Genomic DNA, 26279 nt, shown 5'->3' with positions numbered 1-26279 from the left:
TGGGGTGACAGCTTCGGCATGTGCACGGACAAATTCGGGGTGAGCTGGCTCGTCAATATCTCGCCGGCGCAGCACTAGCACCCGGATATCGGCGGGCCTACAGTCACGGGAGGCGCGCTGAGGAGGTGGAGTGGTCATGGCCGGAACGAAGGGCAGCACGGTCACACGGCCTTCCAGCGGTCGTGCGGCGACCGTGACCGTATGGGTTCTGGCTGCCCTGGCCCTGGCCGTCGCTGGCGCGGGCTTCGCCACCGCCAACCACATCGACAGCGTCACGAGGGCCGTGTTCTCGACCGAGCTCCAGGAGTTGCGCGGCGACCTGAGCGGGTCGGGCGTGGTGGCGGCCGAACTGAGCGCCCGGACCGACGGCGTCGCCGCCGCGATGGCGGCGGCTGTGCGTGCGGCCGAGGAACACATGTCCGCGCGCAACGAGCTGGTGGAAGGCTTCAATCGCGGCATCGACCAGTACAACTCCTCCGGCGCGGTCGACATCGTGCAGAGCGAGCTGCCGCCGCTGATCGACCGGTACCGGGGATCGGTCGCCGACCTGCACGACTGGCAGGAGCAACTGGCTGCGGCCGTCGATGCGCTCCACGGTGCGGTGCCATGAGTGACGGTGCCTGGCCGAACGGTGCCTGGAACAGCGGCAGCCCGGATGCCCCGGGGCCGGCCGAGTACGTCACCGTGCCGCTTCCGCCCACCCGGGGACCGGCCTTCTGGGTGGGGCTGGGCGTGCTGGTGATCGGCCTCGTCCTGGGCGTGGCCTCCGTGCCGTTCGTCAACTCCAGTGTGCAGCGCAGTCAAGCCCTGGGACGCTACGCCGAAGCCAGTACCAAGGCGGGTTTCGCTGCCACGCTGGGGGACGAGACCGTGGTCACCGCTCAGGAGCTGGCCGGTTTGACCCAACTGGATGCGGCGAGCGCACCCGCGATGAGGCAGTTCCTGCTGAGCGGGGACAGTTTCAGGTTCAACCTCTCCAACGAGGACGTGAACGGCCGGCGAAGTGCCGAGGAGGACGCGTACCGGCAGCTGGCGTCGTCGGCGGATCGTCTGGCCGACGTGCTGGCCGTCGACGGCGCGATCAAGGAGACCCTCAACGCGGCAGTTGCGGAAGGCGATACCCCTGGGGGTATACTGGGGTTTCCGCTAGATCAATGAAGGAGTGACCATGTGCAGTCCCATCCGTTGCAACCGTTGCAATAAAATCACCTGGACCGGCTGCGGTGAGCACGTCGACAGTGTCATGGCCGGCGTTCCCGCCGAGCAGCGTTGCACCTGTAACTAGTCCTGCCCCGCGCCAGCAAAGCGCGCGAGAGACTGACCGCCACCACTGGCGGCCAGTCTCTTCTGCGTGCGGCGCGGGTTGACAACCCGGGCGAATCTTATACCCCCGGGGGTATAAGGTGGAGTCATGAAAACCTTTTTCGCAGCCCTGGCCCTGGCGTCCGTCGCCCTGTTCGGCCTGACCGCTTGTTCCGCCGCCGCTCCTGCGGCTCCGCCCGTGGCCCTGGCCGCCGACGCCGTCGTGATCGACGTGCGCACCCCGGGGGAGTTCTCCGCCGGACACCTCGAGGGCGCGGTCAACATCGACGTCCAGTCTCCTGACTTCGACAGCCGGATGGCCCCCCTCCCGACCGACGGTGACTACCTCGTCTACTGCCAGTCCGGTAACCGCTCCTCCGCAGCCGCGGCCCGCCTGGCCGAGCTGGGCTACACCTCGGTCACGGACGGCGGCGGCATCTCCGCCGCGGCCTCGTCGACCGGCCTCGCGGTCGTGACCACGCCGTAGCAGCGACACCGCACCACGACCAAGCCGCACAGGGTGCCCACCGAAGTGGGCACCCTGTGCGGCTTTTCGCGTGCGATACCTAGCCGCCGAAGGCGACGAGGTGGCGCTCGGAACCCGCGAGCAGGTGCTCGTAGACAGCGAGCACGTCCGGGGCGGTGACGCCGTCCTGCGCGGCCGTGAGATCGGCGATGTCGGTCTTCTCGACCGTGCGTGCGGCCTCGAGCGCGGCATCCTGGCTGGCCGAACCATCGGCGAGCAGGGTGTCGTAGAGCTTCTGGGTGCTGTCGGTGGTGAACGTGCCGGCCTCGATCCCGTCGGTCGGGTCGGTCACGGCGTAGCGCTCGAGGAGCGTACGGACGGCGTCCAGGTGCTTGACCTCCGCCTTCGCGACCCTGCTGAATTCAGGGGTGTCGTACAGATCGGCGAAGGCGACGTACAGGTCGTGCGCCAGCTTCTCCTCCTCGGCCATGGCCGCGATCGCGGTCTTCTCCTCGTCGGTCATGGTGCCGCTGGCCACGTCGGCGATGCCGGCGCCCATTCCGGCGCCGCGATTCCCGGTGCCCTTCTCGGCGCCATTTCCGGCGCCCATGCCGGTGCCGGCGCCGTTGCCGTCGCCCATTCCGACGTGGTTCTCCTGGCCGTTCTTCATCATCTCCGAGTGGGCGTGCGGCTGGCTGGTGCTGGTTCCCGATCCGGCTCCCGGCCCCTGCCCGTCACCGTTTCGCGCATCACTGTTCTGGGCGATCGCGGGGACGGTCCCGGCGGCGATGAGGGCGGTGGCCACAGCGCCGGTGGCGATATAGGTGGCAATGATTCTCTTGCGCATGGTGTGCTCCTTTGACTGAGTTTGTTGTTGCTGTGATCAATCTCCCGCAGGGGCGTGCAGAGACTCTGGCAGGCGTGTGGAGACGGTGTGGAGATCCCGGCCGGCATCCGGCGCTCGGGGGCGGCCGGGAGTTATGGTGAGGTATGCCCACGGTGCTGGTCGTTGAGGACGAACGCGACATACGAGACGTGCTGCGCCGCTACCTGGAGCGGGCCGGATTCTCCGTGCTCACGACCGCGTCCGGGGCGGAGGCGCTGCGGTTGCTCTCCACGGCCGACCTGGTTGTGCTGGACCTCGGTCTTCCGGACATCGACGGGACCGACGTGCTCCGGGAGGTGCATGCCCTGGGCAATCTGCCCGTCATCGTGCTGACCGCACGCAGCACCACCGAGGATCGCATCCGCGGGCTCGAGCTGGGCGCGGACGATTACGTGACGAAGCCCTTCAGCCCCCATGAGGTGGTGTTGCGGGTGCAGGCCGTCCTTCACCGCTACAGCGGAGTGACCGCGGAGGCCGGCCCGGTCACCTACGGCAACCGGAGGCTGCGGATCGATGAGGGCTCACACCGGGCCTGGTTGGATGACACCCTGCTCGACCTGACCCCCACCGAGTGGGGTCTCCTCGCGGCCGTGGTTGCCGCCCCGGGCCGGGTCTACTCGCGCTATGAACTGGTGAACAGGGTTCGCGGCTACGAGTACGCCGGCTACGAGCGCACGATCGACTCGCATATCAAGAACCTCCGGCGCAAACTCGGGGTCGACGGGGCAGATGTCGTGGAGACCGTGCTCGGCGTCGGCTACCGCCTCGGGTTCGCCCAGGATCCGCAGTGAGCGCCGTGGGATCCGGGCCGCGTGTAGGCCTGGGATCGCTCGGCCGCCGGCTTCTGCTCGCCTTCGTCCTGGTCGCCGTCTCGTCGGTGCTCGTTCTCACCGCGGCCGCCCTGATCGGGGTCGACCGCGGCGAACAGGTCGCCCAGGCGGCCGAGCATCAACAGGTCGCGCAGTCGGCCGCTGCCGCCGCCGCCGACGCGTATCAGCAGGCCGGCGGCTGGGAAACGGCCGATCTGAGCCGTGCACTGGCCGTCGGCGAGGCCGCCTCCGGCCGCCTGGCCGTGCTCGATCAGGACGGAGCGACGCTGCAGAGCGCCACACACGGCTCCGGCGGGAACCCCGGCGGGCCCGGCCAGGGCAACGGGTCCGGGTCAGGTTCGGGCATGGGCCAGGTCGTCGTCACGGCGCCGATCGTGGTCGACGGCACCCGGGTCGGCACGATCCGGGTGGCCTTCGGGGGTTCCGCGGGCACCCGGGTGCTCGACGTGGCCTGGGCGTGGATCGCCGTGGCGGCCGGCGTCGCACTGGTCATGGCCATCGGTACGAGCTGGCTGGTCACCCGCCGGCTCGTGCGACCGATCCGCGGAATGACGGATGCCGCACGGTCGTTCACCGCCGGCGACCGCCAGGCGCGCGTGACTGGGACGGCGCCGGGGGAGCTGGGCGAGCTGTCCGTCGCGTTCAACGGGATGGCCGACGCGGTCGTGCGCTCCGACCGGGACCGGCGCAATCTGACGGCCGATGTGGCCCACGAGCTGCGCACTCCGCTGGCAGCGCTGCAGGCCGGACTGGAGGAACTCCGTGACGGTCTGGTGCAGCCGACCCCGGAGGGCCTGGCCGGTCTGCATGACCAGTCCCTCCGGCTGGGCCGGGTGGTGGCCGACCTCGCCGAGCTGTCCGCGGTCGAGACGGCGGGCCTGTCCCTGCACCTGGCCCCGGTCGACCTCGCCCGGTTGGTGCGGGAGGAGGCTTCGCTGCGCGAGCCGCAGTTGCGGGCGGTGGGACTGGGCGTGATCCTCGACCTGGCGGGGCCGGTATCCGTCCGAGCCGACGCCGACCGGGTGCACCAGGCGGTCGGCAACCTGCTGGCCAACGCGGCCCGGTACTGCCGCCCGGGGGACGAGGTCACCCTCGCGGTCACCGTCGAAGGCGCCGGTGGATCCAGTGGATCCGGTGGGCATGCGGTGCTCACGGTCGCCGACAGCGGCCCGGGAATCCCCGCGGATGAGCTGCCGTTCATCTTCGACCGGCTCTGGCGGGGGCGGGCCGCCGAAGAGGTGGCGGGCTCCGGGATCGGGCTGGCCCTCGTGCGCGAGATCGTCACCAGCCACGGCGGCACCATCGGGGCGACGTCCGCTCCGGGGCGGGGCGCCACGATCACGATCCGGCTGCCACTGAGCCCGGGCCGGTGACCGCTACGATGATGCTGTGAAGCCCTTTCTGCTGCTGGCCACGCGTCCCGAAGATGAGGCTGCCGACGACGAGTACGCCGGTTTTCTCGAGGCCGGGGGACTGGCGCCTGACCAGCTCCGGCGCGTGCGCCTGGAAGCCGGCCCGATGCCGCCGATCGTCCTGTCGGACTACTCCGGCATCATCGTCGGGGGCAGCCCGTTCAACGCGAGCGATCCGCCGGAGACGAAGAGCGCGCTTCAGCGCCGGATCGAAGGCGAACTCGGGGAGCTACTCGACCGGGTCCTGGCCGAGGACTTCCCGTTCCTCGGCGCCTGCTACGGCATCGGCCTGCTCACGAGCCACCTCGAGGGCACGCTCAACGGCGAGGGGGCGGAGGAGGCCGGGCCGACCATGATATCCCTCACCGAGGAGGGTTCGACCGACCAACTGTTCGCCCGGCTGATCCCGACCTTCGAGGCGTTCGTCGGCCACAAGGAGGCGTGCGCGGTCCTGCCGGCCGGCGCCGTGCTGCTCGCGACCGGGCGGGACTGCCCGGTGCAGGCCTTCCGGGTGGGACGCAACGTCTACGCCACCCAGTTCCATCCGGAACTGACCAATGCGGGCATCCTGACCCGCATCCGCATCTACCGCGAGTTCGGCTACTTTGACCCCAACGGGATGGACGAGGTCATCGCGGCGATCGACGCATCCGTCGTCACCGAGCCGGCCACCCTGATGAAGGCCTTCGTCGAACGGTTCGCCACCGAGGACTGATCTCCGCCTGCAGCCGGGCACGTGCGACCCGGCACTTGCGGGTTGGGCGCAGGCCGCCCATGCTGACGGCATGTGGCAGGTCATCATGATTGTGCTGGTCGGCTGGATCCTGGTCGGTCTCTCCGTGGCGCTGGTGATGATCCGGCGGGGCCACGACGTCGTAATCTGGCTCGTACTCGGCGTCGCCGCAGGCCCGTTCGCGATCGCCCTGGCCGGACTGGGGGCCTACCTGGAGCGGCAGATCCCGGTTCTCAAGACGGTGGAAATCACCGATCAGCCTCGCACCGATCAGCTCCTCACCGATCGGATTCGGATGCTGGCCGGCATCGACGGCTCCGACGCCGCCACCCATGCCGTCGTGGCCGCCGCGACCATGTTTGGGGCGCGGCTTAGCTCCGTCACGCTGCTGACGACCCTTGACTACGACACGGCGTTCGGCGCATCCGCCGCCCGGCTGGACCGGATCATCGGAGATGCCCAGGCCGCTGCCGTGCGCACCCTCTCGGCGATGGGCCTGCGTCCGCACAGCGCCCGGGCGAGCGGCGGGGCGGCCGAGCAGATCGCTCTCAGCGCGGCGTCCGGGCACTACGACCTGATCGTCCTGGGCTCGCATCGGCGCCGGCAGTCACCCCTCGGCAGCGTGACGAATCGGGTGGCCGAGAGGTCGCCGATCCCGGGTTTGATCATTCCTCCGGCCCGGCTTGCGGCGGCGACGACGACGGATGCGACGGGGCTTGGCACTCGGGAAAATACCCCGTAGGGTATAAAAATGCGAATCGGATGGAACGCCCTGCGACGCTGGCCCGCTCGGCGTTGGGGCGTGGCCCTGTTGAGCGCGATCGTGACGGTCCTCGTGATCGCGATCCCGACCGACCTGATCGACACGCCCTTTTTCGCCCGCGAGGTCCCCCCGACAATGTGGTCCTGGCCAGTGCTCCTGCTCAGCGCGATCCTGGCCGGCCTCGTCACCGCCACCTACGTCGCCTATCCGGACGGTGCGGAGCCCGGAAAGGCGGAGGGGCGCCTCGGCCTGGCCGGATGGCTGATCACCTTCTTCGCGGTCGGCTGCCCGGTGTGCAACAAGATCGTTCTCCTCGCGCTCGGCACCACCGGCGCCCTGCAGTTCTTCGAACCGGTCCAGCCCTACCTCGCCGCCGCGTCCATCGCGCTGCTCGGCTGGGCGCTCCGGGCGCGCCTCACCCGCGAAAATTCCTGCCGGCTCACCGCCGCAGCACCCGACAAGGAGTCAGCCACAGTATGAGCGTCACCGGAATCACCGGCATCACAAGCATCACGGTCCTGTTCGGAGAACTCCGATCCTGGTCGGTGCCACGCCGGCTGATTGCCGCCGGCGTGGCCGCCGCCGCGCTCGTCGGGCTGACCATCGTGTCGGGTACCCTCTCGGTGATCGATGGCGCGATTGTCTTCCCCGGTGCGTGGTGGGGGTATCTGCTCACCGTGGTCGGCTCGGGGCTGGTCGGCCTGGTCGTCGCCGGCTACGTCGACGCGCCAATCGGCGCGGAGGCCACCATGTGCGATCTGCGCTGGCCCGTGCTCGGCCTGATCGCACTGTCGCTCTCGACCGATCTGCGCACGGCGGTGCCGCTGCTCGAGGGATTCGTGCGCCCCGTGGTGGCGGTCGCGGCCGTGGTGCTGCTGGTGTGGGCCCTGCGCGAAAGGCTGCAGAGCGAGCACGACGCCACCACCGGTGCAGACGGTGAAGTGTGCACGACCTGCCGCCCGCTGTTCCCGCTGGCTCAGGGCCGTTCGGGGCAGTAATCCGGGGCGATGCCGGCCCGTAGAGTTGGACCATGAAACACGAACAGATCGACGGCACTCCGGCGGCGCTGGTGGAGTTGGCACGGCTACTCGGGGTCGACACCTCATTTTGCGGCTGGGACGGCGTGGAACGTCCGATCGAGAGCCGCACCCTCCGGGGCGTGCTGACCGCGCTGGGCGTCGCAGCCGGAACGGGCGTCGAGATCGAGTCGTCCCTGGCCGAGCAGCGCCTGGCGCCGTGGCGCCGGCTGCTGCCGCCGAGCGTCGTCATCCGCGAGGGCAGCGAATTCGAGCTGCCCGTCCACGCGCGCCAGGGCTCCGCCACATCGGTCTGGATCATCGCCGAGGACGGCGCCCGCTTCGAGGTGCCGCAGCACGGCGACGCGGGGGAGACGCGCGACGTCGACGGCCGGCCCGTCAGCCGGCTCGCCTTCACCATTCCGACCGGACTTCCCCTGGGCTGGCACACCCTGCACGCCGACGACGACGGCCGCACCGGGGAGGCCGTGCTCGTCGTCACCCCGGCCCGGCTCCGGACCCCCTGGCTCGCCGCCGGGCGCCGCGACTGGGGCCTGATGGCACAGCTCTACTCGGTGCGCTCCTCCCGCTCCTGGGGGATCGGTGACTTCGCCGACCTGGGCGACCTGGCCGCGATCTCCGGCTCCCAGTACGGTGCCGGCTTCGTTCTGGTCAATCCCCTCCACGCCTCCGAGCCCGCGCCGCCGGTCGAGCCCTCCCCGTACCTGCCGTCCAGCCGGCGATTCTTCCACCCGCTCTACATCCGGGTGGAGGACGTGGCCGAATACGCCTACCTCCCCGCCGAGGCGCGTTCGGTCGTGGAAGCCCTGGCCGCCCGGCAGCATCCGGCCAACCTGAACGTGGACCGGCTCGACCGGGATTCCGCCTACGCCGCCAAACTGACCGCCCTGGAAGCCATCCACGAGGTGCCCCGCAGCCCGGCCCGCGCGCAGCAGTTCGACACGTTCCGCGCCGAGCAGGGGCAGGGACTCTCGGACTTCGCCCTCTGGTGCGCCCTGTCCGAACGCTTCCCCGTCGACGCCGCGGAGTGGAGCATCGAGCCGCGCGGCCCGCAGGGCCCGTTCGCCGCCGCGCACCGGGACGGGCTGGCCGGACGGGTCGAGTTCCACAGCTGGTTGCAGTGGCTCTGCGACCAGCAGTTGGAGACCGCACAGCGGGCCGCGACGGATGCCGGGATGTCCATCGGCATCATGCACGACCTGGCCGTCGGCGTGCAGACCACGGGGTCCGATGCGTGGACCCTGCGTGACGTGCTCGCCCAGGGCATGACCGTTGGCGCGCCGCCGGACATGTTCAACCAGCAGGGCCAGAACTGGTCCCAGCCGCCGTGGCACCCGGGCCGGCTCGCCGAATCGGGCTACGCCGCCTATCGGGACATGCTCCGCAGCATCCTGCGTCACGCGGGCGGCCTGCGGATCGACCACATCCTCGGGCTGTTCCGGCTCTGGTGGATCCCGGCCGGCGGAGGCCCGGGCGAAGGCACCTACGTGCACTACGACCACGAGGCGCTGATCGGCATCCTGGCCCTCGAAGCCCAGCGCGCCGACGCGATCGTGATCGGGGAGGACCTGGGCGTCTTCCAGCCCTGGGTGCGGGACTACCTGGCCGAACGCGGCATCTTCGGCACCTCGATCCTGTGGTTCGAGCGGGACAACGGCGTGCCCGTGCCCCCGGAGCACTACCGCCAGCAGTGCCTGACCAGTGTGAACACCCACGACCTGCCGCCGACGGCCGGCTACCTGGCCGGCGACCACGTCACCCTGCGCGAATCGCTCGGCCTGCTGGGTCGCCCGGTGGCCGAGGAACGGGAAGCCGACCGCGCCGAGCAGGCAACCATGTTCGCCGCTGTGCGCGAGCGGGGACTGCTGCCGACGACCGAGGACGGCCCGGCCCTTCCGGTGCAGCAGACGGTGGAGGCGCTGTACGCGTACACCGCGCTGACGCCGTCGTTGCTCCTGGGCGTGGCCCTGGTGGATGCGGTCGGGGAGAGGCGCACGCAGAACCAGCCGGGGACGACGGACGAGTACCCGAACTGGCGGATTCCGCTGGCCGGGCCGGATCTGGACCTCGTGCTGATCGAAGACCTGCCCGCGAACCCGCGGTTCGCAGCCCTGGTCAGGGCGATCACTCCCTGACCCTGCGGCGGCTGACCCGGTGGCCGGCCGGCCGTGGCGGAGCCGGCCAGCCGTGACTACAGTGTGGTCATGGCCGGCCCCGCCGTTCTCCTTCCCGTGCCGGGACCCCACGGCACCCGTGACGTGCGCATCACGAGTCCGGACAGAATCCTCTGGCCGGACCTCGGCCTGACCAAACTCGACCTCGCCCGCTATCTCGTCGACGTGGGTGAGGCCTTCACCCTGGCCAACGGGGACCGTCCGATCTCGCTTCAGCGTTTTCCCGGGGGCATCGACGGGGAGCAGTACTTCTCCAAGAACCCGCCGCAGGGGGCGCCGGATTTCGTGCGGTCGGTGACCGTGGTGTATCCCAGCGGCCGCTCGCATCCGCAACTCGTGATCGACGAGCCGGCGGCGGCCGTCTGGGCGGTCCAGATGAACACCCTCGTCTTCCACCCCTGGGCCTCCCGCGCGGGCAACCCCGACAACCCCGACCAGCTGCGGATCGACCTCGACCCGCAGCCGGGAACCGACTTCTTCGACGCCGTTCCGGTCGCCCGGGAACTCCGCATGGTGCTGGCGGAGGCCGGCCTGACCGCTTTCGTGAAGACCTCCGGCAGCCGCGGGCTGCACATCTTCGCTCCGATCGAGCCCACCCACGAGTTCCTGCACGTGCGCCACGCCGTGATCGCGGCGGCCCGCGAGCTCGAGCGCCGCCTGCCGCGCACCGTCACGACGTCCTGGTGGAAGGAGGAACGGGGGAAACGGGTGTTCGTCGACTTCAACCAGGCCAACCGCGACCGCACGATGGCGGGGGCCTACAGCCCGCGGCCGCTCCCGCAGGCGCCGGTCTCCTGCCCGCTCGCCTGGTCCGAGCTCGCACACGTCGCCCCCGGCGACTTCACCATCGTCACGGTGCCCGAGCGGCTCCGGCGCACCGGGGACCCGTGGGCGGATCTGCAGGCGCGCCCCGGCACGATCGACACCCTCCTCGGCTGGTGGGACCGTGACCTCGCCGACGGGCTCGGCGAAATGCCGTTTCCCCCGGACTTCCCGAAGATGCCCGGCGAGCCGCCCCGGGTGCAGCCCAGTCGCGCTCGCAAGCCCGGCTGAACGGTCGATCGGGCGCAGAGGCGCCTAGCGACGGCGCGGGGCCCGGTTTATCCTCGGGGAAAATGCCGAAGGCAGGGGAGTGATTGCCGTGAGTGTGGTCAACGTCAACGGGCTTCGGAAACAATACGGCGGACTGACGGTTGTCGACGACCTGTCTTTCTCCATCGAGCAGGGAGAGATTTTCGCCCTCCTCGGCCCGAACGGGGCCGGGAAGACCACGGCCGTGGAGATCCTCGAGGGGCACCGCACCCGCGACGGCGGAACGGTGGATGTGCTCGGGTTCGATCCCGAAACCGGCGGGCGGGCGTTTCGGGAACGCATCGGGATCGTGCTTCAGGAGGCAGGCTTCGACGAGGACTTCACGGTCGGCGAGCTGGTGCGCCTCTACCGGGGACTGTACCCGCGTCGGCGCGATGCCGACGCCGTGATCGGGCAGGTCGGGCTGGCCGAGAAGAGGAATGCGCGCGTCAAGACCCTGTCCGGCGGGCAGCGCCGGCGCCTGGACCTCGCGCTGGGCCTGGTGGGTGACCCCGAGGTCCTCTTCCTCGACGAACCCACGACCGGGTTCGACCCGTCCGCACGTCTGCGGGCCTGGGACCTGGTGGAGGGACTGCGGGAAATGGGTAAGACGGTTCTGCTCACCACGCACTACCTTGACGAGGCCGAGCACCTGGCGGACCGGGTGGCCGTGATCGTGCGCGGGTGGCTCGTGGCACTCGGCACGCCGGCCGCTCTCGCCGCCGAGCAGCACGCCGCCGTCGTCTCCTTCCGGTTGCCGGAGGGCGCCGAGCCGCGGGACCTGCCGGCCCTCGAGTCCCGGCCGTTGCCCCACGGGGCCGACTGGGAGGTGGCCACGGACCACCCCGCCGCGGTGGTGCACGCCCTGACCGGCTGGGCGCTGGGGCTGGGCAGCGAACTGCCGGCGCTGAGCGTGCGCCGCCCCTCGCTCGAGGACGCGTACCTGTCGCTGATCGGGGGTGCCGATGCGGCGGACGCGGCGGAGGCGGCATCCGGGGAGCCCCGGCCATGACCTCCGCCGCGACCCGGATCGACATCGGCCGCCCGGGCACGGTCCGCCTGGTCCTGGGGCAGCTCGGCTATGCCGTCGTGGCATTGTGGCGGTCGCCGACCGTGCTGATCTTCACGTTTGCCATGTCCCTGGTCTGGCTCGTCGTGATCGGCATCGTCGCAGGCAACGAATACCTCGGCCCGGGGTCCGGCGTGCGCGTGATGCAGTTCGCCACCCCCGTCGCCGTCGCGATGGGAACCTTCTTCGGCACCTATCCCACCCTCGGAACGACACTGTAGGAGGCCAGGGACGCCGGCATCCTGAAACGCCTGCGCGGCACCCCGCTCCCGGCCTGGACCTATCTGGCCGGTCAGATCGCCGCGGCCGTGCTCTACTCGACGGCATCCCTGCTGCTCACGCTCGGCGTCGCCGTGCTGGGTTACGACGTGCAGCTCCGAGCCGAGGTCCTGCCGGCCCTGACGGTGACCCTGTTGGTGGGCATAGCCGCCTTCGCCGCACTCGGCCTGGCCATTGCCGCGGTGTCCTCGACCGCGGCACTGGGCCAGGCCCTGTCGATCGGCAGCGCCATCGTGCTCGCGTTCATCTCCGGCCTGTTGTTTGTGGGCGGCGAGCTCCCGGCCGGGCTGACCCGGATCGCATCCGTGTTTCTGCTGAAACCCTACGCGGACGCCCTCACGGACCAGTTCGACCCGTATGCGACCGGTGCCGGCTGGGACCTCCCGGCGCTCGGGATCCTGCTCGCCTGGGGACTGGCCGGTGCGGTCGTGGCTTCACGGGCCTTTCGCTGGGAACCGCGAGCGGATCGGCCGGGCGCCACGCGGGTGCGTGCCGCCCGCCGCCCCGGGGACGCGGCGACCGCGGCGACCTCAGCGACCTCGACTACCGCGGCGACCTCGGTCGGGCGTCCCTCGGCGGCGCGGCTGGTGTTCGACCAGGCGCGCGCCGCGAACCGCGCGACCTGGCGTGACCCGGGTTCGGTGCTGTTGGTGCTCGTGCCGGTCGGGCTCTACGGGCTGTTCCTGACGGTCTTCGGGGGCAGTGTCCAGCCGATGGGCGGCATCCCGTTCGCGATCTTCTACGCGGCGAGCATGATCACCTGGGGCACCGGCACGGCCGTGTTCATGAATATGCCTGAGGCCCTCGCGCGGGCCCGCGACCGAGGCGTGCTCAAACGACTGCGCGGCACCCCGCTTCCGGCGCGCCACTATCTGGCCGGCGGCACCGTGGCCGTGCTGGGCCTGACTCTCCTGGTAGCCGTGCTGGTGCTGTCCGTCGGCGCTGTCTTCTTCGGGCTCCGCATCCCCGCGGCCGGCCTCGCACTGGAACTCGTGGTGATCATCGTGGGAACCCCGTCGATCGCGGCCTGCGGGTTCCTGCTGGCGGCCCTGGTGCCCAATTCCCGGGCCGTCGGGGCGGTGGGCCTGATGGTCCTGTTCGTGCTGGCCTTCTTCTCCGACATCTTTTTGGTCGGCGCCGGGCCGGAATGGATGGGTGCCGTCGGCTCGGTCTTCCCCCTGAGGAACCTGCAGAACGCGCTCACGGCTGCCTGGGATCCGGCCGGACCGGTCGTGGCGTGGGGCAATCTCGCGGTGCTGGCTGCCTGGTCGGCCGGAGCCGGCGCGCTGGCCGTACGGTTCTTCCGGTGGGATCCCCGCCGCAGCTGACGGGTGTCGTATGCCGTTCCGGGTATTCGAACCGAGGAAGATGGATGGGTGACCAACCCCCAGAGCACCACCAGCTTCCGCGACGCGCGCGACCGACTCCTTCAGCTTCGGGACGTCCACGCGCAAGCCGCCGCCGAGTTCGAGTGGCCGGATGTGGGTGCTCACTTCAACTGGGCGACCGACTGGTTCGACGTGATGGCCGCGGGGAACGACAAGACCGCCCTGTGGATCGTCGAGGAGGACGGCCGTGAGCTGAAGGTCAGTTTCGCCGAGATGCTGGCCCGGTCTGACCAGGTCGCGACCTGGCTCACCCGGCACGGCGTCGGCCACGGCGACCACGTGATGCTGATGCTGGGCAACCAGGTCGAACTGTGGGAACTGATGCTGGCCATCATGAAGGTGGGCGCGGTCATCCTGCCGACCTCCACCGTGCTGTCCGCCCACGACCTGGCCGACCGGGTGGCGCGCGGGGGAGTCGGCCACGTCATCGCGAACGCTCACGACGCGGCCAAGTTCGACACGGTCGCGGGCGACTACTCCCGCATCTGCGTCGGCGAACCCGCGGAGGGCTGGGCCGACTACGCGGACGCCGATCTGGTCGTGGCGGAGAAGTGCGCGGTCGTCGTGGCATCCGATGACCCGTCCCTGATCTACTTCACGTCCGGCACCACCAGCAAGCCGAAGATGGTCGTGCACACCCAGACCTCCTACCCGGTGGGCCACCTGACCACGATGTACTGGATCGGGCTCCGCCCCGGCGACGTGCACCTGGCGATCAGTTCGCCCGGCTGGGGCAAGCATGCCTGGAGCAGCTTCTTCTCCCCGTGGATCGCCGAGGCGACCGTCTTCGTCTACAACTACGGCCGGTTCGACCCGTTCGCCCTCGCCGACCAGCTGCACCGCGCGAAGGTCACGACGTTCTGCGCCCCGCCGACCGTCTGGCGGATGCTGATCCAGTCAGACCTCGGCGTCAAGCCCCTGGGCCTGCGTGAGATCCTGGCCGCCGGTGAGCCGCTGAACCCGGAGGTCATCACCCAGATCCAGCGCGCGTGGGGACTCACCATCCGTGACGGCTACGGCCAGACCGAGACGACGGCGATCGTGGGGAACGCACCCGGGTCGATCCTCAAGGCCGGCTCGATGGGGCTGCCCCTGCCCGGGGTGGCCGTCACCCTGCTCGACCCGATCACCGGGGAGGTCACCGAGGAGGGCGAGATCTGCCTGGACCTGTCCCGCGCCGCGGTGAACCTGATGGCCGGCTATCACGGCGACCCCGAACGCACCGCCGAAGCCGTGCGCGACGGGTATTTCCACACCGGGGATGTCGCCAGCCGGGACTCCGACGGCTACATCACCTTCATCGGACGCACCGACGACATCTTCAAGTCCTCCGACTACAAGGTCTCCCCGTTCGAGGTCGAGAGCGTGCTGCTCGAGCACCCGGCGGTGGCCGAAGCGGCCGTCGTACCGGCTCCGGACGACACCCGGCTCAACATCGCGAAGGCTTACGTCGCCCTGGCGGCCGGCTGGGACGCCGACGGGGAGACGGCCCTCTCGGTGCTGCGCCATGCCCGCACCGGCCTGCCGCCGTACATGCGGGTGCGGCGGGTCGAGTTCTACGAGCTGCCCAAGACCAGTTCCGGCAAGATCAGGCGGGTCGAACTCCGGATGCGTGAGGACGCCGCCGCTGAACAGGGGGTGCGTCTGCCGGGCGAGTGGCGGGACGACCAGTTCCCCGAGCTGAAACGGTAGCGGCTGAAACGGTGGCGCGGAAGGCCGGCATCCCGCTAACGGGCTTCGATGCTCCGCGCGGTGACCTCCGCAGCCAGCGCCCTGATCGCCGCCAGCGGGATGGGAAGCCAGGACGGCCGGTTACGGGTCTCGTAGACCGCCTCGTAGAGGGCCTTGTCCAGTTCGAAAGCGTCCAGGAGCGCCTTCTGTTCCTGCAGGTCCGTCCCAGACCGGACGGCGTAGCCCTCGAGGAACGCCTGCCGGCAGGCGGAGGCCCAGTCATCGGCCTCCTCGGCCCGGTGCGCGGGGTAGGACTGCCGGGCCGTGCCGGCCACGTACGAGAATGAGCGCAGCATGCCGGCGACGTCCTTGAGCGGGACATCCGGCTGAGTGCGGTCCGCCAGCGGGCGCAGGGGTTCGCCTTCGAAGTCGACCAGAACCCAGCCGCGACCGGGCACCTCGAGCACCTGGCCGAGGTGGTAGTCGCCGTGGATGCGCTGCAGCCTCGGCCACGGCACGAGTCGGGCCCGCTCGAGCACGGCCTCGATCGCGGTGCGGAATCCGGCCAGGGCCGGCACTTCGGTGGCGGCGCTGAGAAACCGCTCGCGCATGCTGTCGAGTTCGGCCGCGATGACCGCCGGGGTGGCGTCGCGGGTGGGCATGACACTGGCCAGGTCCGCGTGCACGGCGGCGGTCGCCTCGCCCAGCTCTCGAGCCTGAACGGTGAAATCCGTTCCGGCCGCGGCTTCCCGCAGTGCCGAGCGCCAGGCATCCTCGACCCCGGGCAGGAATTCCTGGGCGAAGGCGAGGTGCCCCGTCAGGACCGTGCCGGGTGCGGCCGGGTCCTGCCAGTGGCCGACGACGCAGCCGACCGGTTCGGGCACATGGCGGGAACCGGCCCTGGCCAGGGCGGACTGCACCGAGATGTCCGGATTCTCACCGTCGTGCACCGCGCGGAAGACCTTGCAGATGATGGGTTGCGCCGGCCGGCCGTCGTCGCCGATGCAGTCGTAGATGATCGAGGTGTTCGACTGTTCGCCGCTGAGAACGCGGCTGGACGCCATCGTCGGCGGCCGAAGAGCAGACTCGCCCTCGAACAGGAGTTCTCCCCGGGCACCCGGGGAGGATTTCTCCTCCAGGATGAAGCGCAACAGAGCCCGGGAATACGCGGCGTCGACGGGGCCGTCGTAGACGTAGGCATCGCCGAGCATCCCGATCAGCGCGTGCTCGCCGCCGGGCAGGGGGTTCACCCGTTCGGTCAGGGGCACCTGGTAGAGCGTGGGGGGCACGGCCGTGGAATCCACGACCAGTTCGGTGCGGATGAGCACGCCGGACTCATCCGTGGGGAGAGTCCACCTGCCGATTCCGACGAGGGCCGGAATGCGGCCCGTGCCGCCGAACCAGCGCTGGGCCGCGGCCCAGTGGTCGAGGGAGTCCGGAAGTGCAATTCCGCGACCATCTTCAGTCATAGCGCCAGCGTACGCCTGCGGGGGGTGCGCCGTGACAGCTCCCGGCCGGGACCGGTACGATCACCGCGCCGGTGGCTCAGGCCGGGACCGGGAGCTCCGGGCGGACCTCCGCGGACGCCGAGAGCAGGGACACGACCACCGTGTCGTTCTTGGTCGACTGACGGCCGATTTCGCCGAAGCCGAGGCGGGCGTGGAAAGCCAGGGACCGGGGGTTGGGCGGCGCGACGTTGACCTCGCAGAACACCCGGGAGACTTCGGCGGCGCGGGCGGCCTCGAAGATGGCCGCGTACAGCACCCGGCCGAGGCCCCGGTTCCGGGCGTCGGACGAGACCACGATGCGGTCGACGTAGAGGAAATCATCGGATTGGGCCGAGAACCAGCGATAGTTCTCGCTGGCATAGTCGGCGGCCACGGCGAAGACCACCGCGAAGCCGAGAATCTCGTCCGGCCGGCTGTCCTCCACCACCGCGATTGCCAGGCTGCTCGCCGCCAGGAGCGCGGCCAGACTGCTCTCATCGTGGGGGTTGACGGCCGGAACGGCGGTGTTGTTGAGCGCGAGCAGCGAGTCGGAGTCGTCGGCACGGAGGGGCCGGAGGGAATAGCGCATAGACAGGAGGATACCGAATGGGGACGGGCCGCACCGCGTGGCCGGTTCACCGGGGTGCGGAGCCGCGGCGGCTTTCGTGCGTCACCAGGATGAGGCAGAGCAGGCAGACGACCATCAGGATGGACATCAGAGTGGTGTAATCGGCAACCGAGTTGAGCCAGGCGAACACGACCGGCAGCAGGAATCCGATGTAGGTCAGGCTGTAGTACACCCCGGTCAGTCCGGCGAGGTTGGCGGGGGTCGAGATCCGTTGGATTTCGACCAGGCCGGCGACGATGCTGATCCCGTAGGCGGCGCCGAGCACCACGGCCGTGAGAAGGGCGAGAACGGGAGAGCGCACGATGGCCGTGATCACCGAGAACAGCACGCCCAGCAGCATCACCGACATGCCGGCCACGAGTGCCTGCCCGCCGGTGACCCGGTTGATGCGGGCCACCTGCGGCTGCACGAGGGCGCCGGTGCCGAGGGTGACTACGGTGAGGAGCGTCGCATAGGCCAGGTTGAAGTCGCCCAGCCGGTCTTCCACGAGCTTGGGCATGATCGCATAGGCGATTCCGGCGGCACCGAAGACCCAGGGCGCGGAGGGCGCGATCAGCCGCAGGAACCGGCGGTGACCGGCGAGCGGAACAGCGAGGTCCTGCCAGAACGGGCGGTGTGCCCGGTGGTGAGGAACGGTTTCGGGGGCCCGGGCGAGCCAGGGGAGAACCAGCAGGCTTAGAACGATGTGCACCAGGTACGGGGTCAGCGTCGGCAGCGGCCCCCACTGGGCCAGACCGCCGGCCACCCCCGCGCCGAGCCCGAAGCCGAGCGTGAGAGTGAGGGCGGGCCGCCGGGCGCCGGCGGTGCGGCCGGCTCGGCGGTCGAACGGCGGGCCGGAGAGCTCCTTGAGCCAGGCGGTTCCCACGCTCATGGCGACGCCCACGCTCAGGCCGGCCAGCAACCGTCCCAGCGAGAGCATGATGCCGCTCGTGAAGCCGAGGCCGAGAAGGATGCTGGCCGCGATTCCGATCAGCACGCCGGCAACCGACAGCGGTTTGCGGCCGTACCGGTCCGACAGCGCCCCCGCCAGCAGTAGTCCGGGGATCAGGCCGACCACGTAGAAACCGAGGAAGAGATCGGCCATCACGGCGGAGTAGTGGCCGAGCGACTCGTACATGTGCAGAAGGGGGGTGAAATGGTTCCCGCCCCAGGCCATGACGAAGAGGGCGGGTGCGGCGAGTTGCCAAGGTGGAACGGTACGGCGGGAAGTCATGAATCTTTCTGGAACGTGTGCTGCGGGGATGCGGAGGAAGATGCGGATGGACGGCGCGGAGGATCAGGGCGCGAGGTGCGCGTGATGACCGTCCTCCACGTGCTGGCGGAGGGCGATCTCGTAGGACGGGGTGTCACCGGCGCGCAGGTGCCCGGCCAGCACCCTGTGCTCGGCGACGAGTCGGTCGAGGTTGCGGGGATCCCGGCTGGCGGCCCGGTGGATGAGGCGCTCGAGCCGCGGCCCCAGCCGCGTGTACATGTCGTCGATGACCCGGTTGCGGGTCTCGTCGACGATGCGGGTGTGGAATCGGTGGTCTGCGCGGGCGAACGTGAGCAGGTCGCCGGCGGCGGCGGCATCCAGCTGCACCCCGATCAGGTCCTGCAGCTCGGCGTCCACGGCCGGGATGTCCTGCGGCCGCTCGGCCAGGCGGGGGACAGCGGCGGTCTCGAGCATCACGCGCACCTGAAGCAGCTCGGCCGTCTCTGCGTCGTCCACCGCGGTGACGACCGCGCCCTTCTTGGGGAAGAGCGTGAGCAGACCGTGCGCCTGGAGGGTGAGGAAGGCCTCTCGCACGGGGGTGCGGCTGACGGAGAGCGCCTCGGCGACCTCGCCTTCGGTGATGAAGGAGCTCGCCGGCAGTGCCCCCGAGATGATCCCCTCGGCCACCTTCGCGTAGACGCGGCCCACGGCGGAGGCACCCGCGGTGGAGGAGCCGGCCGTCGCCGAACCGGCGCCGGGCGCGCGGGACTCCAGGAGGAAACTCATAACTCGATTCTAGTCATAAATACATCAATAGATGCAAAGTTTTACGCAGTTTCGAGTTGTTTCGGGCACTTATCGGGACCCGGATCGGGAGTGGCCATCCTTTTAACCGCGCGCGTGCGTGGCACGCGAAAAAGCACGGAAGAGCCAGAACGCGAGGAATACGCTGCCGGGCACCTCGACGGGAGTAGGGTTGAGACAGAGGGCAAGTCACGGTGCATCGTCGCATTAGCCGGAGCCTCGTGATCCTGCTCTCTGCGCCCGACCGCGGGAGAGACACTTCCGCGGAGGGCGTGTCTCGATCCCACGAGGAGAGCAATCTAGATGACGATTACTGACGGTGTTCGCAGCGACAAGGGAACGACGGAGACCGGCCTGCCGGCTTTCGTCTCCGGTCCCTGGCAGGACTCGATCGACCTGCGCGATTTCATTCAGCGCAATTACACGCCCTACACGGGCGACGCGAGCTTCCTTGCCGGAGCAACCGCCCGTACGACGGGGATCTGGGCCAAGCTGTCCGAGATGTTCCCCGAGGAACGCCGTAAGGGCGTCTACGACGTAGACGCGACCACGCCGTCCTCCATTACCGCTCACGCCCCGGGATACATCGACCAGGCAAACGAGGTCATCGTGGGCCTGCAGACGGATGCGCCGCTCAAGCGCGCGATCATGCCCTTCGGCGGCTGGCGCATGGTCGCCACCTCGCTCGAGACCTACGGCTATCCCGTGTCTCCCGAACTCGAGAAGATCTTCACCGACTACCGCAAGACGCACAACACCGCCGTCTTCGACGCCTACACTCCCGCGGTCCGCCGTGCGCGCAGCAGCCACCTGATCACGGGTCTGCCCGACGCGTACGGCCGTGGCCGGATCATCGGCGACTACCGCCGCGTTGCCCTCTACGGTGTCGACGCCCTGATCGCCGGCAAGAAGAACGACCGCGCCGAGATCGACATGGAGCCCTCGACCGAAGACGTCATCCGCGCCCGCGAGGAGAACTCGGAGCAGATCCGGGCCCTCAAGGAACTCGTGCAGATGGCGGCCACCTACGGCTCCGACATCTCCAAGCCCGCCGCCACCGCGCGCGAAGCTGTGCAGTGGCTCTACTTCGCCTACCTCGGTGCCGTCAAGGAGCAGAACGGTGCAGCCATGTCGTTCGGTCGCAACGCGGCCTTCCTCGACGCCTACATCGAGCGCGACCTCGCCGCCGGCACCCTGACCGAGGAAACGGCCCAGGAGCTCATCGACGACCTCGTGATCAAGCTCCGGATCGTGCGCTTCCTGCGCACCCCGGAATATGACGAGATCTTCGCCGGCGACCCGACCTGGGTGACCGAGTCCCTCGCCGGCATCGGTGAAGACGGGCGCCCGCTCGTCACCAAGACGACCTTCCGGTTCCTGCAGACGCTGTACAACATCGGCGCCGCACCCGAGCCGAACCTCACCGTTCTCTGGAGCGACGCCCTGCCCGACGGCTTCAAGCGTTTCTGCGCCCAGGTGTCGATCGACACCTCGGCCATCCAGTTCGAGTCCGACGAGATCATCCGCGCCGAGATGGGTGACGACGCCGCGATCGCCTGCTGTGTCTCGCCGATGCGCGTCGGCAAGCAGATGCAGTTCTTCGGTGCCCGCGTCAACGCCGTCAAGGCGCTGCTGTACTCGATCAACGGCGGAAAAGACGAGGTGTCCGGTAAGCAGATCGCCCCGGCCACCACGCCGAACGACGAAGAGATCCTGTCCTACGACACCGTCTTCCCGGCCTACCTGGAAACGCTCGAATGGCTCGCCGAGACCTACGTCACGGCCTTGAACTGCATTCACTACATGCACGACAAGTACGCCTACGAGCGTCTCGAAATGGCGCTGCACGACAAGGAGATCATTCGCACGCTGGCCTGCGGCATCGCCGGCCTGAGCGTGGTCGCCGACTCCCTGTCGGCCATCAAGTACGCCAAGGTCCGCCCGGTGCGCGACGAGACCGGCCTGGTTGTCGACTACACGATCGAGGGCGAATTCCCCCAGTTCGGTAACGACGACGACCGTGTCGACACCATCGCCGTCGACGTGATGGAGCGGTTCATGAAGATGATCCGCAAGCACCCGACCTACCGTGGCGCCATCCACACCCAGTCGATCCTGACGATCACGTCTAACGTGGTCTACGGCAAGGCCACCGGCAACACGCCGGACGGCCGCCGTGCGGGCGAGTCGTTCGCTCCGGGTGCCAACCCGATGAACGGCCGCGACACCCACGGAATGCTCGCGTCGGCGCTCAGCGTCGCCAAGCTTCCCTACAGTGAAGCGCAGGACGGCATCTCGCTGACCAACACGGTCATTCCCAGTGGTCTCGGCCACACCAAGGAAGAGCAGATCACCAGCCTGGTCGGCCTCATCGACGCGTTCACGTCGGCAACCGGCTACCACATCAACGTGAATGTGCTCAACCGCGACACGCTTGAAGACGCCATGGCACACCCGGAGAACTACCCGCAGCTGACGATTCGCGTCTCCGGCTACGCGGTGAACTTCGTTCGACTGACCCGCGAGCAGCAGATGGATGTCATCAGCCGCACGTTCCACTCGCACTAATTTCCACCGATCACACACCCGCGGCGACGCTGAGTAGGACGAGACAATGGCAGCAGTAAACCTCGGCCTACCCGGCGCCGGCCCGGCGATCGACCTGGTGGACGGTTCATCCGTCAGCAGTGAGCAGGCCGAACTGGCTGAACTCCACCACCTCGAGATGGAAGCGATCCACAACGGTTCCGTTGCCAGTGTCCACTCGTGGGAACTGGTCACGGCCGTTGACGGTCCTGGCACGCGCATGACACTCTTCCTGTCGGGGTGCCTGTTGCGTTGCCAGTACTGCCACAACCCGGACACCTGGAAAATGAAGGACGGGTTGCTCACTACCCTCGACGACCTCGTCACGCGGGTCGAGCGCTACAAAGGCGTCTTCGACGCGACCGGCGGCGGTCTGACCATCTCCGGTGGTGAACCGTTGATGCAGCCGGCGTTCGTGACGCGGATGTTCGAGGAGTGCCACAAGCTGGGCGTGCACACCACCTTGGACACCTCCGGGTTCCTGGGCAAGAGCGCGTCCGACAAGCTGTTGGACAACCTCGACCTCGTGTTGCTCGACGTCAAGTCGGGCATCCCGGAGACCTATAAAGAGGTGACCGGGCGCGAGCTCGCACCGACGATCGCTTTCGGTGACCGGCTGGCAGAACGCAATATTCCCGTCTGGGTTCGTTTCGTGCTCGTGCCGGGGCTGACGGATGCCGTCGACAATGTCGACGCCGTCGCCGAGATCGTGTCGCGCTGGCCGAATGTCGAGCGAGTCGAGGTCCTGCCCTTCCACCAGATGGGGGAAGACAAGTGGGACCGGCTGAAAATCCCGTATCCGCTGCACGGGGCCCATCCGCCGGATGAGGACCTGCTGGAACGAGTGCGGGGCCAGTTCGAGGCCCGGGGCCTGACGGTCTTCTGACCCGAAGGGGTCGTCCAACCTGAACGACACAGAAAAGGCGCGGAATCTTACAGATGCTGCGCCTTTTCTGTGTCCCCAGTCAGGGGGCAAAGTGCATGCGTATCGATGAAAACGCTTGCAGGATTTCTAAACTGAGATCGGAACAGTGACACGGCTTTCGTGCCACGACGAGAGGCAAAACGATGACAACGTCAACGATCCCGGCAACATTCGGCCTGAGCACCGGGAAGGCGGGAATGGTCCGGCTGGTCGGCGTGCTCGGCATGATCGGCGGCATCCTTCTCCTCGTCGTCGGCGGACTCGGTTACGGCACGGTCAGCAGCCAACTCGGCGAAGAGAACATTACAGTCGCCGAAGACGCATCCTTCCTGGCCGGCGCTCCCGTCGTCGGGCCCTTCTCCGCGTTCGCGCAGGCCGACATCATCAACCACCGCGCCATGAAGGCCAGCGGCGGCAAGACCTACGCCCAGCTCGAGCAGGACGATCCGACCCGCCCCACGGTCATGACCGCCTCGCTCCTGCGCGCTTCGCTCTTCACCTCCATCCTCGCGTTCGGCGTCTCCGTCTTCGCAACGGCCATCGGCGTCCTGGTCGGCCTGTTCGGCTGGTCCATCCTGACCCTGGTCCCGGCCCGGTCGAAGACCACCACGGTCTAGTCAGCGTCCATCCGTCTCGAAAGGCCTGGCAGCATTCGCTGCCGGGCCTTTCGTCTGCCACCGATGGAGGGCGCCTGCAACCCCCTAGCGCCCCTCCGGCTCCCGCGGTTCCATGATCGGAGATTCGTGCACGCGTGGAACTGGGGTGGTGGAATGGGTAAGTCCGGCTTCGCGGAGCGGCGGACGGCAGGCGGAATCATCGGGGGCATCCTCGGCCTCGTGGCCATCAGCGTATCGGGGGGTCTGCTCGTCGGCGCCGCCGTCACGCCCGTCGTGGCCCTCACCGGCATCGCCACCAGCGACACCATCAACGTGTTCGAGAATCTGCCGAATTACCTCGCCATCGACCGGCTGTCCCAGAAGAGCAACATCTACGCCACGCACAGCGACGGCTCACCGGTGCTGCTCGCCTCCTTCTACGAGCAGAACCGGATCGAGGTCGCCTGGGAGAACATCAGCCCGTACGTCAAAGACGCCACCATCGCCAGCGAGGACCCGCGCTTCTACGACCACGGCGGTGTCGACGCGCAGGGCACCGCCCGGGCGGCCGTCAAGACCTTCCTCGGCGGTGAGACACAGGGCGGGTCGTCGATCACCCAGCAATTCGTCAAGAACGTGCGGGTGCAGAAGTGCGAGGTGATGACCGACCAGAGGATCCGTCAGCGGTGTTACGACGCGGTCACCGAGACCAGTCCGGACCGTAAGATCAAGGAGATGCGCCTGGCCATCGGGGTGGAGAAGAAGTACGCCAAGAACGACATCCTGCGCCAGTACCTCAACATCATCGGGTTCGGCGGCACCGTGTACGGGATCGAGGCGGCCGCGGAGTACTACTACAACACGAGCGCGGCCGCGCTGACCCTGCCGCAGGCGGCCAGCCTCGTGGCCATCGTGAACAACCCGGTCAAGTTCCAGCTCGACCTGCCGGCGAGCGCGACGAACGGCGTGGCCAACGGGTACGCCGCCAACAAGGAACGCCGCGACTACATCCTGCGGGAGATGCAGAAGTACAAGAAGATCACGCCGGCCGAATACCAGGCCGCGATCGCCGCTCCGATTGAGCCGGTGATCACTGAGCCGAGCACCGGCTGCCAGACCGCCGGCGGCAGCGCCTATTTCTGCGACTACGTGACGCACCTGCTCAGGAACGACCCGACGTTCGGGGAGGATGAGGACGCGCGCCTGCTCAACTTCCGCCGTGGCGGCTTCAACATCTACACCACCCTCGACCTGGACCTGCAGAACGCGGCCGAGACGACTCTGAAGGCCAATGTGCCGATGACCTACCCGGGCTGGGACCTCGGCGCCGTCATCACCAGTGTGGAGGTCGGCACCGGGCGGGTGCTGGCCATGACTCAGAACAAGCAGTACAGCCAGGATCCCGCCGTGACCGAGACCAGCGCCACCTACAGCGGCATCAACTACAACACCGACTACAACGAGGGTGGGTCGAGCGGTTTCCAGCCCGGATCCACCTACAAGGTCTTCACGCTGGCGGAGTGGCTGGCCACCGGACACCGGCTGGAGAACCGCGTCGCTTCGGCGCCGAGGTCGAACTGGGGCACCTTCGCCGACCACTGCCGCGGCCCACAGAACTACGATTCCCAGGGCTGGAACCCGAGGAACGACGAGGGGGAGAGCGGCGCCAACTACAGCGCACTCGAAGCCACGCTCGGCTCCATCAACACGGGCTTCATCGGGATGGCGAAGCAGCTCGACCTGTGCAACATCCGGCAGCGGGCCGAAGCCTTCGACGTGCACGGCGCCGACGGTGGCCCCCTGGAACAGACCGCGGCATCCGTCATCGGCACGAACGAACTGGCGCCGTTGACCATGGCCGTCGCTTTCGCGGGCATCGCGAACCGCGGCACGACGTGTTCGCCGATTGCGATCGACCGGATCGTCGACTCCTACGGCAAAGAATTGCCCGTGCCGGCGTCGCGGTGCACCGAATCCGTGACCCCGGCCGTGGCCGCGGGCATGGTCTTCGCCATGAAGCGGGTGATGACGGGCGGCACCGCCACCGCGTCGTACGGCACCACCGTGCCGAAGGTCTCGATGATCGGCAAGACGGGAACCACGGACGGCGCCAAGGACACCTGGATGGCGGGCGCCAGTTCCCGGGTCGCGACCGTTGCGGCCGTGGTCAGTGTGACCGGGGACGCGAACCAGCGCGGCATCACCTTCGACAGCGGCTCGGCGGCCACCGCCCGGCACCGGATGTGGCCGGCCGTCATGTCGGTCGCCAACGCGAAGTACGGCGGGGTGGACATGCCCGAATCCGGTCCGGCCCCGGCCCCGCCGCCGCCCGCCCGCTAGCCTTCCGAGTCTGTGTCTGTGTCTGTGCCTGTGTCTGTGCCTGTTCCTGTGCCTGTGCTGGTGCCGGTGCCGGTGTCGGCGACGGCGACGAGCGCCTCATTATGCTTGAGAAAGCCCGGCTTCCACGGCGGATCGAAGCGGGCGAAATAGGGGCGGCCGACCGGAGTCAGGCCCTCCCGGCGCACGGCGGCGAGAAGGGCGCCGCCGTTGTTCCCAAACCGGGCCTCGCTCCAGCCGCCGCTGAAACGGAGCGCGGCGGCCCGGTGTGCGGGAACCTGTTTGGTGCTGACCCGGCCGTCGCGGGGCACGGGGACGGCGGCCGGATCCATCCCGTCGGGCAGAACGAAGCTGACCGTGTGGCTGACCGGGGACGTCGCCTCCTGGAGCACCGGCGCGGTCATCGCGATGCGGGTCGCGGTCTGGTTGTTGCCGCTGATGTACTGGAACAACGGGCCGAACCCGCGATTACCGGCCCGCGCGAAATCGCCCTCGATCTCCATCTGGACCAGCACGTACTCGGGATAACGGCGGAGCTCGAAGTCCGGGAATCGGCGGAGCACCTCGTAGGGCTGGTGCTCTGTCATGAGCCGTTCTCTGTCATAAGCCGTTCCCTGTCATACGCCAGTGTAGGCACGGGTTT

General features: G+C 68.8%; 25 protein-coding genes. 19 read left to right on the top strand and 6 right to left on the bottom strand.

The genetic code is table 11. The annotated features are described in order from the left end of the window. Positions 1 to 136: 136 nt before the first annotated feature. From E3T37_RS08090 to E3T37_RS08080, 3 genes are all read left to right on the top strand, one after another. Positions 137 to 610 (top strand): hypothetical protein, encoded by a 474-nt coding sequence (locus tag E3T37_RS08090; RefSeq protein ID WP_134366291.1) that lies wholly within the window; start codon positions 137 to 139, stop codon positions 608 to 610. Then, positions 607 to 1158 carry a hypothetical protein gene (locus E3T37_RS08085; RefSeq protein ID WP_134366290.1) on the top strand — a complete coding sequence of 184 codons (552 nt, stop codon included), beginning with the start codon at positions 607 to 609 and terminating at the stop codon, positions 1156 to 1158. The genes E3T37_RS08090 and E3T37_RS08085 overlap by 4 nt, the downstream gene beginning before the upstream one ends. 253 nt (positions 1159 to 1411) lie before the next feature. Beyond that, entirely contained in the window at positions 1412 to 1789 is a 378-nt protein-coding gene (locus tag E3T37_RS08080) for a rhodanese-like domain-containing protein (RefSeq protein ID WP_134366289.1), read from the top strand. Positions 1790 to 1868: 79 nt separating this feature from the next. On the opposite strand, the gene E3T37_RS08075 is transcribed toward E3T37_RS08080, so the two are convergent. Next, positions 1869 to 2615 (bottom strand): DUF2202 domain-containing protein, encoded by a 747-nt coding sequence (locus tag E3T37_RS08075; protein WP_134366288.1) that lies wholly within the window; start codon positions 2613 to 2615, stop codon positions 1869 to 1871. A gap of 143 nt (positions 2616 to 2758) precedes the next feature. Between E3T37_RS08075 and E3T37_RS08070 the strand changes: the two genes are divergently transcribed. The 12 genes from E3T37_RS08070 to E3T37_RS08015 all read left to right on the top strand — a co-directional run bounded on the left by E3T37_RS08070 (position 2759) and on the right by E3T37_RS08015 (position 15102). Then, positions 2759 to 3445: a response regulator transcription factor gene (locus tag E3T37_RS08070; RefSeq protein WP_134366287.1), complete on the top strand. Its 687-nt coding sequence runs from the start codon at positions 2759 to 2761 to the stop codon at positions 3443 to 3445. Continuing rightward, the gene (locus tag E3T37_RS08065; protein ID WP_134366286.1) at positions 3442 to 4857 is read left to right on the top strand and encodes a HAMP domain-containing sensor histidine kinase; all 1416 of its coding nucleotides are present in this window, start codon (positions 3442 to 3444) and stop codon (positions 4855 to 4857) included. The genes E3T37_RS08070 and E3T37_RS08065 overlap by 4 nt, the downstream gene beginning before the upstream one ends. A 16-nt stretch (positions 4858 to 4873) precedes the next feature. After that, a complete protein-coding gene (locus tag E3T37_RS08060) occupies positions 4874 to 5611 on the top strand; it encodes a glutamine amidotransferase (protein WP_134366285.1) in 738 nt (245 codons plus the stop codon). 70 nt (positions 5612 to 5681) lie between these two features. Further along, on the top strand, positions 5682 to 6371 hold the full coding sequence (locus E3T37_RS08055) for a universal stress protein (protein ID WP_134366284.1): 690 nt from the start codon (positions 5682 to 5684) through the stop codon (positions 6369 to 6371). A 9-nt stretch (positions 6372 to 6380) separates the two neighbouring features. Then, positions 6381 to 6872 carry a hypothetical protein gene (locus E3T37_RS08050; RefSeq protein ID WP_134366283.1) on the top strand — a complete coding sequence of 164 codons (492 nt, stop codon included), beginning with the start codon at positions 6381 to 6383 and terminating at the stop codon, positions 6870 to 6872. Then, positions 6869 to 7390, top strand: a complete 522-nt coding sequence (locus tag E3T37_RS08045; protein WP_134366282.1) for a hypothetical protein — start codon at positions 6869 to 6871, stop codon at positions 7388 to 7390. The genes E3T37_RS08050 and E3T37_RS08045 overlap by 4 nt, the downstream gene beginning before the upstream one ends. 32 nt (positions 7391 to 7422) lie before the next feature. After that, positions 7423 to 9564, top strand: a complete 2142-nt coding sequence (malQ, locus tag E3T37_RS08040; RefSeq protein WP_134366281.1) for a 4-alpha-glucanotransferase — start codon at positions 7423 to 7425, stop codon at positions 9562 to 9564. 69 nt (positions 9565 to 9633) lie between these two features. Further along, positions 9634 to 10656, top strand: coding sequence for a non-homologous end-joining DNA ligase (ligD, locus tag E3T37_RS08035; protein WP_134366280.1), 1023 nt, complete (start codon positions 9634 to 9636; stop codon positions 10654 to 10656). A 79-nt stretch (positions 10657 to 10735) separates the two neighbouring features. After that, the gene (locus tag E3T37_RS08030; protein ID WP_198416008.1) at positions 10736 to 11686 is read left to right on the top strand and encodes an ABC transporter ATP-binding protein; all 951 of its coding nucleotides are present in this window, start codon (positions 10736 to 10738) and stop codon (positions 11684 to 11686) included. After that, positions 11683 to 11964, top strand: coding sequence for a hypothetical protein (locus tag E3T37_RS08025; protein WP_134366279.1), 282 nt, complete (start codon positions 11683 to 11685; stop codon positions 11962 to 11964). The genes E3T37_RS08030 and E3T37_RS08025 overlap by 4 nt, the downstream gene beginning before the upstream one ends. An 18-nt stretch (positions 11965 to 11982) precedes the next feature. After that, on the top strand, positions 11983 to 13350 hold the full coding sequence (locus tag E3T37_RS08020; protein ID WP_255572784.1) for an ABC transporter permease: 1368 nt from the start codon (positions 11983 to 11985) through the stop codon (positions 13348 to 13350). A gap of 48 nt (positions 13351 to 13398) precedes the next feature. Further along, positions 13399 to 15102, top strand: coding sequence for an AMP-binding protein (locus tag E3T37_RS08015; RefSeq protein ID WP_134366277.1), 1704 nt, complete (start codon positions 13399 to 13401; stop codon positions 15100 to 15102). A 35-nt stretch (positions 15103 to 15137) separates the two neighbouring features. On the opposite strand, the gene E3T37_RS08010 is transcribed toward E3T37_RS08015, so the two are convergent. From E3T37_RS08010 to E3T37_RS07995, 4 genes are all read right to left on the bottom strand, one after another. Next, complete coding sequence (locus E3T37_RS08010) at positions 15138 to 16550, bottom strand: phosphotransferase (protein ID WP_134366276.1); 1413 nt, start codon at positions 16548 to 16550, stop codon at positions 15138 to 15140. Between the two features lie 76 nt (positions 16551 to 16626). Then, complete coding sequence (locus tag E3T37_RS08005; RefSeq protein WP_134366275.1) at positions 16627 to 17157, bottom strand: GNAT family N-acetyltransferase; 531 nt, start codon at positions 17155 to 17157, stop codon at positions 16627 to 16629. 46 nt (positions 17158 to 17203) lie between these two features. Further along, positions 17204 to 18409 (bottom strand): MFS transporter, encoded by a 1206-nt coding sequence (locus E3T37_RS08000; RefSeq protein ID WP_134366274.1) that lies wholly within the window; start codon positions 18407 to 18409, stop codon positions 17204 to 17206. A 63-nt stretch (positions 18410 to 18472) separates the two neighbouring features. Further along, a complete protein-coding gene (locus E3T37_RS07995; protein WP_134366273.1) occupies positions 18473 to 19174 on the bottom strand; it encodes a GntR family transcriptional regulator in 702 nt (233 codons plus the stop codon). A gap of 321 nt (positions 19175 to 19495) precedes the next feature. Between E3T37_RS07995 and pflB the strand changes: the two genes are divergently transcribed. The 4 genes from pflB to E3T37_RS07975 all read left to right on the top strand — a co-directional run bounded on the left by pflB (position 19496) and on the right by E3T37_RS07975 (position 25639). Beyond that, positions 19496 to 21760 carry a formate C-acetyltransferase gene (pflB, locus tag E3T37_RS07990; RefSeq protein ID WP_134366272.1) on the top strand — a complete coding sequence of 755 codons (2265 nt, stop codon included), beginning with the start codon at positions 19496 to 19498 and terminating at the stop codon, positions 21758 to 21760. A gap of 46 nt (positions 21761 to 21806) precedes the next feature. Further along, positions 21807 to 22664, top strand: coding sequence for a pyruvate formate-lyase-activating protein (pflA, locus tag E3T37_RS07985; RefSeq protein ID WP_134366271.1), 858 nt, complete (start codon positions 21807 to 21809; stop codon positions 22662 to 22664). Positions 22665 to 22846: 182 nt separating this feature from the next. Continuing rightward, positions 22847 to 23320 carry an aromatic ring-opening dioxygenase LigA gene (locus tag E3T37_RS07980; protein ID WP_134366270.1) on the top strand — a complete coding sequence of 158 codons (474 nt, stop codon included), beginning with the start codon at positions 22847 to 22849 and terminating at the stop codon, positions 23318 to 23320. A 153-nt stretch (positions 23321 to 23473) separates the two neighbouring features. Next, a complete protein-coding gene (locus tag E3T37_RS07975) occupies positions 23474 to 25639 on the top strand; it encodes a transglycosylase domain-containing protein (RefSeq protein WP_160141004.1) in 2166 nt (721 codons plus the stop codon). On the opposite strand, the gene E3T37_RS07970 is transcribed toward E3T37_RS07975, so the two are convergent. Further along, complete coding sequence (locus tag E3T37_RS07970; RefSeq protein WP_134366268.1) at positions 25636 to 26223, bottom strand: heme-binding protein; 588 nt, start codon at positions 26221 to 26223, stop codon at positions 25636 to 25638. The genes E3T37_RS07975 and E3T37_RS07970 overlap by 4 nt on opposite strands. Between the last annotated feature and the right edge of the window lie 56 nt (positions 26224 to 26279).

The sequence above is a fragment of the Cryobacterium sp. TMT2-10 genome (assembly GCF_004403075.1).
GTDB lineage: Bacteria > Actinomycetota > Actinomycetes > Actinomycetales > Microbacteriaceae > Cryobacterium > Cryobacterium shii.
The sequence above is the reverse complement of the archived record's forward strand: the minus strand, read 5'-3'. Positions and strand labels throughout refer to the sequence as shown.